Raw genomic sequence first — 12591 nt, 5'->3', positions numbered from 1 at the left:
CTCCCCGGCGACACCGCCTGCCTGGTCGGCCGTGAGAGGGAACTCGCCCTGCTCACCGCCCCCATGTCCCCGACGGCCGTGTCCGTGGTCGCGGTCGACGGCACGGCGGGGGTCGGCAAGACCGCCCTGGTGGTGCGCGCCGCCTGGTCGCTCGCCGACGCCTATCCCGACGGGTGCCTGTTCGTCGACCTCCACGCGCACGGCGCCCCGCACGAGCGGGGAGGACCGCGGCGCGCCCTGCGCCGGCTGCTGCGCACGGTCCGCGCCGGTGGAGACGCGTTCCCCGACGCCCCCGAGGACGCGGAGGACCTGGACGACCTGGTCACCGCCTGGCGCGCCGCCACGAGCTCACTCCGGCTGCTGGTCGTCGTCGACGACGCCCGCGGCGCCGAGCAGGTGCGTCCTCTGCTGCCCGCAGGACCGGGGAGCCGCGTCCTGGTGACAGGCCGGCAGCGGCTGCCCGGCCTCGACGCCGACCTGCGGCTGACCGTGGAGCCTCTGGGCACGGGCGACGCGGTCGGTCTGCTCCGCGAGCTCCTCGGGGAGCCCCGCGCGGACCACGACCCCGAGGCGGCGCTCGAGCTCGCCCGGCGGTGCGGGGGCCTGCCCCTGGCCCTCCGGATCGCGAGCGCCCGGCTCCAGAACCGGCCGTCCTGGAGCCTGGCCTTCCTGGCCGGCCGGATGTCGGACGACGCGCGCAGCCTCGGCGAGCTGCGCGCCGAGGACCGCAGCGTGGAAGCCGCCTTCCGGGTGTCGTACGACCTGCTCACGCCCGAACAGCAGCGCACCTTCAGGGCATTGGGGCTGGTGCCGACCGCCGGATTCGACGCGCTCGCCCTCGCCGCGATGCTGGGCGACTCCCGGGAGAACGCCGAAGATCTCCTGGAGAGCCTGGTCGACGCCAGCCTGCTGCAGCAGCCGCACCCCGGCCGCTACCGGCTGCACGACCTCGTACGGGCCCACGCGCGGCGTCTCGCCGGCGAGACGCCCGAGCAGGCGGCCGCGGACCGCGCCGCCGTCCTGCACCTCTACACCGCGGCGGGCCGGATCGCCGGTGACGGAGGTCCCGAAGGCTTCCCGACCGGACCCGACGTCACGACGTCCCCCTTCGGCAGCTGGCGGGAAGCCTCGGCATGGCTGCACGCCGCGGGCGGAGAACTGGTCGACGTGGTGGCCTACGCGGCGGCCGCCGACCTGTTCGACGAGGCATGCTGGATCGCCGAAGCCCTGGTCGAGTACCTGGTCCGGCAGGGTCAGTACCACGAGTGCCGGGCGGCGCTGGACCTCGCGCTGCCCTGCGCGGACCTGGCCACCGACCGGCGGATGGCCGCCTCGCTGCGCAACTGGTCGGGAATGATCCACCTGTACCTCGGGCGGCTCCGTCAAGCGCAGACCTGGTTCACCGAGGCGCTGCGCCACGGCGGCGAGCGGTGCGACCCGCGGGAGCGGGCCCGGTCGATCGCCGGGACCGGCGTCACGGAGTGGATGCGGGGAGACATCGAGGCGGCGGTCACGCACCTGGACGAGGCGGTGAGCCTGACGACCCGGCTGGACGACGGCTGGCTGGCGGGGATCTCGCTCTGCAGCCTCGCCGCGATCCGCTCCCAACAGGGCCGGCACGAGGAGGCGTTCGAGCACAACGCGACCGCCCTCGCCATCGCGGAGAAGAACGGCCGGCCCAGGGCGATCAGCAACGTCCTGTGCTTCGCCGCCGACACCCACCTGGCCGTCGGCCAGTACACCGAGGCCAAGGACCTGCTGCGGCGGGCGGCCGAACTGGCCCGTGAGGCCGAGGACCTGCCCCTGCGCGCCGCGAGCCTCTCGCGCCTCGCGYCCGTGGAGGAGCGCGAGGGCAGGCTGCACGCTGCGGTCGAGACCCACCACCGGGCCCTGGCCGCGCTCACCCGGCAGGCGAGCGCGGGCCTGGAGATGGAGGTCCGCATCCGACTCGGCAGCACCTACGCGGCGGCGGGCCGCCGCACCGAGGCGCGGGAGGAGTTCCGGACCGCCCTCTCGCTGCCGGGAGCCGTCGACCACCCACGGCAGTTCGGCCTGGCACGCGACGGACTCACCGACATCGAAGGGCCGACGGGGGAGTGTGCCCCCTGACGTGGGGCCTCATCTCCTCGGCTTCCGGTCGGCCCGGCGGCCGGCCTTCCGGTCGGCCTGTTCCAGTGCCCGGCAGAACGGGCACATCACGCGCTCATGGCCTGCGGGGTCGGGTGCGTCGTCCCAGTCGTCGCCCAGAAGCTCGGCACGGACTCCGGAGACGTACTCGTCGTGTTCGTGTGCATGCTTCGTCATGTGCCGCAAACGCCGCGCGCCGCCTCCAGGGGACGGCCCGTGACGGTACGTTGCCGAAGAGCGACATCCGCACACAACCGATCCGGCAACGTCACAGCACTGACATAGCGCGTGTCGATACGGGCCGGATCGGATCACCCTGGACCGTCACCGGTCCGTGAGCGAGCAGCCGCCGGCGAGCGGTCGCCACCCCACGCGGGTCTGACCGCGTCACAGCCGGACGGGTTCCTGCCGCCGGGAGATGGGCTGCTCCGTCCAGATGGTCTTGCCCGAGTCGCTGTAGCGGCTGCCCCAGCGTGACGTCACCTGAGCCACCAGGAACAGGCCCCGCCCGCCCTCGTCGGTACTGACGGCCCTGCGGAGCCGCGGGTGGCTGTTGCTCGTGTCGGTGACCTCGCACACCAGCACCTGGTCACGGATCAGGCGCAGGCCGACGGAACCCCCGGCGTAGCGCATCGCGTTGGTGACCAGTTCGCTGACCACGAGCTCGGTCGTGAACACCAGATCGTCGAGACCCCATCGGACCAGTTGGGCGCTGACGAGTCGTCGCGCTCGCGCGACCGCCTCCAGATCGTTCGGGAACTGCCACTCGGCCACGTCGGCCGAGGCGATCGCCCGAGTCCGGGCCAGGAGAACCGTGGTGTCGTCGGCGTGCCGACGACCGTGGGCCGCCGAGGCGGCGAGGTCCATGCCCGCGGCCTCCAGCGGACGCCCCGGTCGGCACGCGTCGCGCAGGCGGTCGATCAGGTCCGCCTCGACGGCGCCGCCGGAACCCGCGCCGGCGACCTCACCGGTGAGGAGCCCGTCACTGTACAGAGCGATCACGCTGCCGGGAGCCAGCTCGATCTCGACCATCTCGAACGGCATTCCGCCGACCCCGAGGAACGGACCCGGCGGCACGTCGATCAGCGTCACACTGCCGTCCGGAGCGACCACCGCCGGTGGAGGATGGCCCGCGCTCGCGAACCGGCACAGCCGCGTCACCGGGTCGTAGACCGCGTAGAGACAGGTGGCGCCGACGGCGTCCGGGTGCTCCGCCTCGGCAGCCATGCGCTGGACCAGGTCGTCCAGGCGGGTCAGCAGCTCGTCCGGGCCGAGGTCGAGATCGGCGAGCGTGTGGATCGCCGTCCTCAGCCGTGCCATGGTCGCCGTCGCGGGCAACCCGTGGCCGATGACGTCACCGACCACCAGAGCGGTCCGCAACGACGACAACGGGAGCGCGTCGAACCAGTCCCCGCCGACCCCCGTGTCCCCGGCGGCGGCCTGGAAGAAGCCGGCCGTGTCCACGGCGGCGGTGCTGCCCGAGACCGGTGGCCGGAGACTGCTGCGCAGCGCCGCCACCGTACGGCGCTGATGGGTGTAGCGGCGGGCGTTGTCGATGGCGAGGGCCGCGAGGTTCATGATCTCCTTCATCAGCTTCGCGTCCTGCCCGTCGAAGGCGTACGGCCGCCGCGTGCGAAACACCTGGGCGTACCCCAGGACGTGCCCGCGCGCCACCAGCGCGGCTCCCATGGACGCGTGCGCGCCCGCGGGCGTCATACGGCGTACGCCGGGGCCGTTGCCGAGGAACTCCAGGTAGTCGCCGGGCCCGTTGCCGACGAGGACGTCCCCTCGCTCGAGGTTGCGGAACCCGGGCCCGTCGGGGACCTCCGGCAGCAACTCGCCCACCGCCACCTGGTCGTCGGGCCAGGGGCCGTGCATGTTCTTCACGGCGGCGCGCCGGAAGTCACCGCGCAGGCCCTCCACCCGGCGGGGCGGCTCCGCGCCGGAGCCGAGTCCGTCGAAGAACTCCACGGCCGCGAGGTCACCCAGGGCGGGCACGAGGAAGTCCACCAGGTCCTCGGCGATGCGTTCGGCGACCAGACTCCGGCTGATGCCGCGAGAGGCCCGGTAGACGAGGTCCAGCCGGTCCGCCGACCGGAAGCGTTCGGTGACGTCGATGAGCGAGGAGAACGCCCCGTCGATCCGCCCCCACAGGTCGTGGACCGGGACGGCGGTCAGCGCGTAGACGCGGTCCCGGGCGTCCGGCCTGGCCCCACGGAGGAGGCCGGACTCGTCCACCACGGACACCCCGGTCGCCATGACGTCACGCAGCACGTCGCCCGCGGATCCCTCCACCCCCAGCCGCGGCATCTCGCAGAGGAGATCCCCGCCCGCGCTCAGCCGCCCCGCGCGGGCGACCTCCGGACTGCTGCGCCGGACCCGCAGGTCGCTGTCGTGCAGGGTGATCTGGAACTCCTCCTGCCGCAGTGCCGCCAGCCCGATGGCCAGGCTGTCGCGCCAGTCCGCCAGGGTGTCCACCGGGAGGCCGAGTACGAGGACGCCGTCTCCCGCGGGGCCCGAGGCGAGCGGCATGAGCCGCACCCAGACGTCCACGGTGCCGCCGTCGCGATGGCGCAGCGCGAGCACTCTGCCGCCCGGGGCGCCCCCGCACGGCTCGGGTCTCCCGAGGGGGCGGCGTACGGCGACGAGGTCCCGTGCCGGACGGCCCGGAGGCGCTGGATCCGGCCCGTGGTGCCCGAGCAGTCGCGCCGCCCCCGAGGTCCACGACACCAGGATGCCGTGGCGGTCCACCACGGCGGCGACGGTCCCGTCCAAAGGCGTCGGCGGGCTGGGGTCGGCCTGGCGGGGACCGTTCATGAGACCTCCGGAGCACCTCGGGATGTGCGCCCTATTCTGGTCGCATCCGCCCGCCCGGCTCGGTAAAGAGACACGCCGAGTCGCAGGCTCGGGGTACCGGCCGAGCACGGTCACGGCGACCCGCACCTCGACCGGCGCCACCGCGGCTTGAACAGCCGCCGCCCGCACGGCTCCCGCCTCCGGCGTGACCGCCTCCGGTGGCCGGGACGCCGTCACCCACGTGGTGCGGGTGGGCCGAGGCGTCGTGGGGCAGACCCCTCCTCCGCTTCACCCGGCTGATCACCAGGAGAACCAACCGGGAGTGGCCGAGTAGACCTGCGGCGTGTAGTCGCAGCTGCCTCCGGCGAAAGCCGCGGCCGTCAGCCGCGCGGCCCGCCGTTCGCCGGCGGCGTCCACCCTGTCGGCCGCCACCACGAAGGCCAGCGCGGCCACCATGCAGGCGACGAGGAACGGCGAAGGGGAAGGCCTGCTCCGCATGATCCCGGTCGCCGCACCGACGACGGCCGTCAGGAAAGCGCCGGCGACCAGGGCGAGAGCCACGAGTGTGAGGTGGTTCAGAGCGGGTGACTGGTGGCACAGCACGTACTGACGGCCGCTCCGCAAGCCGTACACCCGCTCGAACAACGCGATCGACGCCAGCACCGAGCCGAACGCGAAGACGTGCGACGGTCGCACCGTGGCACGCCGATCGGTCTCTGCAACACTCACGGTGCCCCCCGGTAGCCGGCCCACGTCTGTCTGCGCGGCACCTTACCGACCGGGTGGCGAGACGACTTCGGCGGCTGCCTCGCGGCGGGACCGGGGCGCGCCGTGCCGGCCGGGCACGGGGGCGGGGTTCGGGGCGTCCGCTCGCTGCTTGGCCCCGCTGCGCGACGGGGTGGTGAGCACGGCGAGGCATCCGACGACCAGGGTGATGCCTGCCCAGCCCAGCGCGGGGAGGTGCTCGCCGACGACGAGGACGGCGAGCACGGCCGCGACGGCGGGTTCCAGAAGGGACAGCGTGGTGGCGGTACTCGGCGGGACGTGCGCGAGGCCCCAGCCGAAGAGGACGTAGCCGAGGAACATCGGGACGAGGGCCAGGTAGGCACCGACGGCCGCGTTGGGCCACGACGCCAGCAGGGGAGCGCCGGTGGCCACGAGCACGGGCGCGAGCAGCAGTCCGCCGAACCCGAAGACGGTGCCCATGGCCGCGGCAGAGCTCACGCCGCCGTGGATGAGGCGATGCGCCGCCCAGGAGTAGAGGGCGTAGGTGAGCCCGGCGACCAGGCCGAGGCCCACGCCGAGCACGGTGGTGCCGGCGGAGCGGGCTCCGGGCCCGGAGGGCGCGCCGGCGGCTTCGGCCACGCAGAGAAGCACGGTTCCGGACAGTCCCAGCACGGCTCCCGTGATCCACCGACGGGTGAGGCGACGGCCGTCGACGACCCGTTCGATCAGCGCGGAGGCGAGCGGGGCGGAGCCGATCGAGACCACGGTTCCGGCGGCGACCCCGGCCAGGTGCATGCTGCTGTAGAACGCCGGCGGGTACGCGGCCACGGCCAGGGCGCCGAGCACCACCACCCCTCGCCGCGCGCGGAGTCGGGCGGCGTCGCGGCGGATCCGGGGCGCGGCGATCAGGGCCTGGAGCAGTCCGCCCAGACCCATGGCGACGGCCCCGATCGCCAGCGGTCCCACGGACGGGGCGAACGTCGCGGCGGTGCCCGTCGTACCCCAGAGCAGCGAGGCGGCCAGGACGCACGCCGACCCCATGCCCACGGACGCGGTCCCGTGTCCGCCGGGCCTGCTCACAGCCGCCGCAGCAGGTCGGCCGCCATCGCCCGGGCGTGCTCGACCCGCGTGGCCGAGCCCTCGAGGCCCGCGCGTGCCATCGCTCCCTCCAGCAGGAACGCCAACTGCTCGGCCACCCGGCGGGCTTCCTCGGGTCGGTCGGGGGCCAACTGCCCGACGTGCTCGGCGAGCAGGGCCTCGACCTCTTCCTTGTGACGGCGCACCACGTCCCGGCCCTGGTCGCCGGCGGGCAGCTCGGCCGCGGCGTTGAGCAGTCCACAGCCACGGAAACCGCGCTCGTAGGCGAACCGGGCGTGGTCGGCGTAGGCGTCGAAGACCGCCAGCACGCCGTCGCGGCCGTCCCGGGCGCCCTGGAGCCGGTCCCGGTACAGACCCAACCACTCCTCGTGCCGGGCGTCGAGGTACGCCAGCACCAGGTCGTTCTTGGAGGAGAAGTTGTTGTACAGGCTCATCTTCGCGACGCCCGCCTCGGCGGTGATCGCGTCGATGCCGGTGGCCGTCACGCCGTCCGCGTAGAAGCGCCGGGCGGCCGCGGCGAGCAGCTTTTGCCGCGCGGCTCCGCGCCGCCTCGCCGGCTGCGGTGTCGCGGGGGCGGTCTCGGTCATGCGACTCCTCCTCTGTTTAGGTAGACCAGTCTACCTAAATCAGGAGCGGCACCGCACGCCGGCGGCTCCGAGCGCGAGAAGGGGTGCCGGCGAACCGGGCGCACCGGACGCCGTCCGTGGACGGGTGGGGCGGGGCGGCCGGTCGAACGTCCGGCTGCGCGGCGGTGATCGCGGAGAGAGGGGCATCCGGCGAACGCCGACGTGCCTGGCGCGCGGCCCCGGCGAGGACAGCCTGCCGCTTCATCGACGCGAGAAAGACAAAAGGCAAGGAGAGCTCTCCTTGCCACTCTCAACTTATAGCGCACCGGGGGGCTTGCCACAAGGCCCCCGTCAGGGCGCACAATCGTCGGCCTGTGCCCACAACCTGCGGAAACGGGGTCGCGACGCGCGTGTTCCGTTGTCCACGTACGCGGGATGTGGTGGCGTCGAACGATGACGGGACCGGAAGGGCGGCTGCGAGTGCCCGGCACGGGGGTGCGGGGCTGCGCACCGTCCGATCGGGCGGAGCGGCCGGACGGCTCGTCAGAAGCAGGGCAACGAGGGATGAGGACGTGCGCGACAAGAGGATCGACGGAGTGGAAGGCGCCGGTGACCCGATCGGCCACCGCAGTGACACGGAGCACGGCAGTCTCGGAGGCAGGGCAGTGATCGAGCAGTACGTTCTGGACCTTCGGGAAGCCGACGCGGCGCAGGTCGCGCTCGTCGGCGGCAAAGGCGCGCACCTGGGTGAACTGTCGCGGATCGACGGCGTCCAGGTGCCGGGCGGCTTCTGCGTGACGACGAACGCCTTCCGGCGGATCATGGCGGAAGCGCCGTCGATCGACGATCAGCTCGATCGTTTGTCGCGCGTGGACCCGGACGACCGGGAGGCGGTTCGCACGCTCAGCGCGGGGATTCGCCGGACCATCGAAGAGATCGCCGTCCCGGACGATCTCGCGACGGCGATCACCGGGGCGCTCGCCCGGAGCGGCGAGGAAGCCGCCTACGCCGTCCGGTCCAGCGCGACCGCGGAGGACCTGCCGACGGCCTCCTTCGCCGGCCAGCAGGACACCTATCTGAACGTCGTGGGAGCGACGGCGGTCCTCCGGCACGTCAGCCGCTGCTGGGCCTCGTTGTTCACCGAGCGGGCCGTGACCTACCGCCGGCGGAACGGCATCGACCACCACACGGTCCACATGGCCGTAGTGGTGCAGCGGATGGCCTTCTCGCACGCGGCCGGCATCCTGTTCACGGCCGACCCGGTCAGCGGGAACCGGACGGTCGCCACCGTCGACGCCGGCTTCGGTCTCGGCGAGGCGCTGGTCTCCGGCCTGGTGAACCCGGACGTCTTCACGGTGCGCGACGGCGAAGTCGTCGCCAGGACGATCGGCGCCAAACAGCGAGCCGTTCACGCCCTTCCGGCGGGCGGTACGGAGGGAGTGGCGGTCGACCCGCAGCGCCAGGAGCAGCCGGCCCTGACGGACGAGCAGGTCGTACGGCTGGTCCACCTCGGGCGGCGGATCGAAGCGCACTTCGGCCGCCCGCAGGACATCGAATGGTGCCTGGTCGACGACGGCTTCCGGATCGTGCAGAGCCGGCCGATCACGACACTGTTCCCCGTCCCCGAGATCGGCGACCAGGAGAACCACGTGTACGTCTCCGTCGGTCACGGGCAGATGATGACCGACCCCATGAAGCCCCTGGGGTTCTCCATGTGGCAGCTGACGGCCATGGTGCCCATGCACGAGGCGGGCGGGCGGCTGTTCGTCGACGTCACCCGGCGCCTGGGCTCGCCCGCGAGCCGCGCGGCCCTCCTGGACGCTCTGGGGAAGGGCGATCCGCTGGTCAGGGACGCTCTGGAGACCGTCCTCGAACGCGACGACTTCATCCCGTCGCTGCCGGACGCCGGTCCCGGCGGACCTCCGGCCGCCGGTGCGCCCGCCCCGATCGAGACCGATCCGGCCGTCGTCGCCGAGCTGATCGCGCGCAGCGAGGCGTCCGTCGCCGCCCTGGAGCGGGACATCCGGACGAAGAGCGGACCGGCGCTGTTCGACTTCCTGCTGGAGGCGTTCGAGGAACACAAGCGGGTCCTCGGCGATCCGCTGAGCCTTCAGGCGATCATGGCGGGGATGGAGTCCACCTGGTGGCTCAACGACAAGCTGGGGGAGTGGCTGGGCGAGAAGAACGCGGCGGACACGCTCACGCTGTCGGCCCCCGACAACATCACGTCGGAGATGGGACTGGCACTGCTCGACGTCGCGGACGTGATCCGCCCGCACGCGGAGGTGGTGGCGTTCCTGCAGGGCGTCGAGGACGACGGCTTCCTGGACGGGCTGGCGAAGCTCGCGGGCGGGACCGAAGCGCGCGACGCCATCGAGGCCTACCTCGACCGGTACGGGGTGCGCTGCGTCGGCGAGATCGACATCACGAGGCCGCGTTGGCGCGAACGCCCTTCCACGCTCGTGCCCGTGATCCTCGACAACGTCCGGAACTTCGAACCGGGCGCCGCCGAACGGCGCTTCGAGCAGGGACTCCAAAAGGCGCGGAGGAAGGAGCGGGAGGTGCTGTCCCGTCTGCGCGCCCTGCCGGACGGGGAGCGGAAGGCCGACGAGGCCAAGCGGATGATCGACCGGGTCCGCACCTTCATCGGATACCGGGAGTACCCGAAGTACGGCATCATCAGCCGCTACTTCGTCTACAAGCAGGCCTTGCTGGCGGAGGCCGAGCGCCTCGTGCGGGCCGATGTGCTCGCCGACAAGGAGGACGTCTTCTACCTCACGTTCCAGGAGTTCCACGAGGTCGCGCGTTCGAACCGGGTGGACGGCCGGCTCGTCCGGCAGCGCGAGGAGGCGTTCCGGTCGTACCACGCGCTCACCCCGCCCCGGGTGCTCACCTCGGACGGTGAGGCGCTCACCGGGTCGTACCGGCGTGACGACGTGCCGGCCGGCGCCCTGACCGGTCTGGCGGTGTCCGCCGGGACCGTCGAGGGAAGGGCCCGCGTCGTCCTCGACATGGCGGACGCCGATCTCGAAGCGGGCGACATCCTGGTCACGCCCTTCACGGACCCCAGCTGGTCGCCCTTGTTCGTCGGCATCGCGGGCCTGGTGACGGAGGTGGGCGGCCTGATGACCCATGGCGCGGTGATCGCCCGGGAGTACGGCCTGCCGGCCGTCGTGGGCGTGGAGCAGGCCACCCGGCTGATCCGCGACGGGCAGCGGATCCGCGTCCACGGCGCCGACGGGTACGTCGAGATCCTGTCCTGACCGGCGGGGCCGAGCGGAGGCCGTGACGCAACGGAGGGGCTCCTGGGGCGCGCGGGCGGGATCTCGATCCGTCGACGGCCTCCCCCGGCCGGGGCAGCGATGTCGACCAGCCGCAGCGCCCGCCGAGTGCCGGGAGCCCGGCCAGAGCGGCAAGACGCCCTCTAGAGCTCGTGGTCCCGGGCCAGTTCCTCCCAGCGAAGGCCGCGGAGCGCGGGATCCGCGTCCTCGCCCGACGGGACGTCCGGGCCGGGCTGGAACCAGGCCACGGTGAGTGTGGAGTGGTGCAGCACCGGGTCGAGTTCGGGGGCGATCGCCGTCGAGTGGAAGACCCCGATGCACGCCACGGCGGGCAGCACCTCGACAGGGCCGAAGTGGCCGCCGGTCAGGTCGGGGTACGCGCGGGAGGGCGGAACGAGATGGACCGGCGCGAAGGAGAACTCGCGCTCGGCCTTCCGCCGGTGGCCGCTGACCTTCATGTCGTTGACCGGCTTGCACGGGTAGCCCTCCAGCATTCCGCCGTAGGTCGAGGACATCCGCAGCTCGGTGAGCTCGATCGAACGACCGGACGAGAGGACTATGTGGCTGAGCGGCATGCCGACACCCTATGCGCATGATCGGCCTCCGATGCCCGGCCCAGGGCCGACCGAGAGGTCGGGCCCCTCGTCAGCCGTCGATCAGCGCCTCCACCACCGCGCTGGCGACTCGGCTCGCGCGCTCCGGTGTCCAGTAGCCCGGCTCCTCCATCGTCGAGACGTAGTAGCCGCGCGTCAGCAGTGAGAGGACGTCGGCGGCGAGGGCGGCGTCCGGCACTCCCGCCGCGGTGGACGCGTCGAGGAACTCCTCGCGTGATTCGCGCGGTTCGCGGCGGTCGACGCCGTTGGGATCGGCGTGCGCCGTCGAGAGCATCTCGACCCAGAGCGTGCGGAGCAACAGGTCCTCGGGGTCCGTGCTGAGGTGCCATTCCACCGTGGCGCGCAGCCGGTCCGCCCCGGTCAGGTCGCCCAGGTGGGCCTCCAGGTCGGTCCGCCACCGGGACTCCGCCGCGCGGACCGCGTTGGTGATCAGCGCCGTACGCGTGGGCACGTAGTTCGTGACCATCGCGGTGGACCCGCCCAGCTCCTTGGCCACGGCTCGGATGGTGACGGCGCGCGCGCCGTCCCGGGCGGCGACAGCGAGGGTCGCCTGGGCGATTGCCCTGCGGCGCTGGACTTCGTCGACGTCGATCGGCATGGAAGCAACCTAGCTCAGAGGGGGTTGACGTTGAACACATCTAAATGCAACGCTGTTATATCACGTTGTTATTTAAAGGTTTGCTTCCACGGAGGAGCTTCATGAGCCTTGCCGTCCGACGCGTCACGCCCGAACCCGTCCCTCCGCACGCACGGCAGCACATGGTGCGCATGCGCGACGGAGTGCGGCTGGCCACCGACGTGTACGGCGCCGATCAGGGGGCGGCGCCGGCGCCGACCGTCCTGGCCCGCCTGCCCTACGACAAGAACAGCCGGTACGCCTTCTTCGACAGGATCGCGGAGCGGTTCACCGCCCGCGGCTACGTCGTGGTGGTCCAGGACGTGCGGGGCAAGTTCCGCTCCGAGGGCCGGACACTGGGCTGGACCGGGGAGGTCGACGACGGCTTCGACACCATCGAGTGGATCACCCGTCAGCCCTGGTCCGACGGGATCGTGGGCATGTTCGGCGACTCGTACTACGGCTTCACCCAGTGGTCCGCGGTCTCCAGCCAGCACCCCGCGCTGCGCGCCATCGTGCCCCGCGTCACCTGCACCACGAACGCCCCCGGCATCGCCACCTACGACGCCGGCTCGGGCCGGCAGCCCCCGTGGCTCGAGGGGACCACCTACCAGGCACAGGTATGGACGGACAACGACACCTACGAGTTCGACGTCGACCTCGGCAGGCGCCCGATCGTCGCCGCCTACGAGGAGGCGTTCGACGCGATCGGGAAGCGCTCGGCCGGCTTCGACCTCATCGTCGGCGGCATCCCCCTCGCCCCGTAC

At 72.6% G+C, this 12591-nt stretch carries 10 protein-coding genes; 3 read left to right on the top strand and 7 right to left on the bottom strand.

All coding sequences use genetic code 11. The features are described 5' to 3' along the window. On the top strand, positions 1-2109 hold a 2109-nt coding region (locus EAO71_RS04270), incomplete at its 5' end, for an ATP-binding protein (protein WP_147976420.1). A 9-nt stretch (positions 2110-2118) separates the two neighbouring features. Here the strand turns inward: EAO71_RS04270 and EAO71_RS04265 are convergent. The 5 genes from EAO71_RS04265 to EAO71_RS04245 all read right to left on the bottom strand — a co-directional run bounded on the left by EAO71_RS04265 (position 2119) and on the right by EAO71_RS04245 (position 7334). Next, the gene (locus EAO71_RS04265) at positions 2119-2304 is read right to left on the bottom strand and encodes a hypothetical protein (RefSeq protein ID WP_147976419.1); all 186 of its coding nucleotides are present in this window, start codon (positions 2302-2304) and stop codon (positions 2119-2121) included. A gap of 210 nt (positions 2305-2514) precedes the next feature. Beyond that, positions 2515-4944, bottom strand: coding sequence for a SpoIIE family protein phosphatase (locus EAO71_RS04260; RefSeq protein WP_147976418.1), 2430 nt, complete (start codon positions 4942-4944; stop codon positions 2515-2517). A gap of 279 nt (positions 4945-5223) precedes the next feature. Next, positions 5224-5652: a hypothetical protein gene (locus EAO71_RS04255; RefSeq protein WP_147976417.1), complete on the bottom strand. Its 429-nt coding sequence runs from the start codon at positions 5650-5652 to the stop codon at positions 5224-5226. A gap of 42 nt (positions 5653-5694) precedes the next feature. After that, on the bottom strand, positions 5695-6690 hold the full coding sequence (locus EAO71_RS04250; RefSeq protein ID WP_147976428.1) for a DMT family transporter: 996 nt from the start codon (positions 6688-6690) through the stop codon (positions 5695-5697). A gap of 35 nt (positions 6691-6725) precedes the next feature. Then, positions 6726-7334, bottom strand: coding sequence for a TetR/AcrR family transcriptional regulator (locus tag EAO71_RS04245; protein ID WP_147976416.1), 609 nt, complete (start codon positions 7332-7334; stop codon positions 6726-6728). A 644-nt stretch (positions 7335-7978) separates the two neighbouring features. Between EAO71_RS04245 and rph the strand changes: the two genes are divergently transcribed. Further along, positions 7979-10576 carry a rifamycin-inactivating phosphotransferase gene (gene rph, locus EAO71_RS04235; RefSeq protein WP_147976427.1) on the top strand — a complete coding sequence of 866 codons (2598 nt, stop codon included), beginning with the start codon at positions 7979-7981 and terminating at the stop codon, positions 10574-10576. A 161-nt stretch (positions 10577-10737) separates the two neighbouring features. Here the strand turns inward: rph and EAO71_RS04230 are convergent, their stop codons facing one another. Further along, a complete protein-coding gene (locus tag EAO71_RS04230; protein WP_147976414.1) occupies positions 10738-11169 on the bottom strand; it encodes a hypothetical protein in 432 nt (143 codons plus the stop codon). A 70-nt stretch (positions 11170-11239) separates the two neighbouring features. Next, entirely contained in the window at positions 11240-11806 is a 567-nt protein-coding gene (locus EAO71_RS04225; protein ID WP_147976413.1) for a TetR/AcrR family transcriptional regulator, read from the bottom strand. Positions 11807-11907: 101 nt separating this feature from the next. Here EAO71_RS04225 and EAO71_RS04220 point away from each other — a divergent pair. Next, positions 11908-12591: CocE/NonD family hydrolase (locus tag EAO71_RS04220; protein ID WP_261991991.1), on the top strand; the 684-nt coding region annotated here is incomplete at its 3' end.

Source organism: Streptomyces sp. MS191 (genome assembly GCF_008042125.1).
Taxonomy (GTDB): Bacteria; Actinomycetota; Actinomycetes; order Streptomycetales; family Streptomycetaceae; genus Streptomyces.
This window is presented reverse-complemented; position numbering and strand designations above follow the sequence as displayed.

Coding starts and splice junctions, on each gene's coding strand:
- EAO71_RS04265 (WP_147976419.1), bottom strand. CDS start 2,304: ATGACGAAGCATGCACACGAACACGACGAGTACGTCTCCGGAGTCCGT.
- EAO71_RS04260 (WP_147976418.1), bottom strand. CDS start 4,944: ATGAACGGTCCCCGCCAGGCCGACCCCAGCCCGCCGACGCCTTTGGAC.
- EAO71_RS04250 (WP_147976428.1), bottom strand. CDS start 6,690: ATGGGGTCGGCGTGCGTCCTGGCCGCCTCGCTGCTCTGGGGTACGACG.
- EAO71_RS04245 (WP_147976416.1), bottom strand. CDS start 7,334: ATGACCGAGACCGCCCCCGCGACACCGCAGCCGGCGAGGCGGCGCGGA.
- EAO71_RS04230 (WP_147976414.1), bottom strand. CDS start 11,169: ATGCCGCTCAGCCACATAGTCCTCTCGTCCGGTCGTTCGATCGAGCTC.
- EAO71_RS04225 (WP_147976413.1), bottom strand. CDS start 11,806: ATGCCGATCGACGTCGACGAAGTCCAGCGCCGCAGGGCAATCGCCCAG.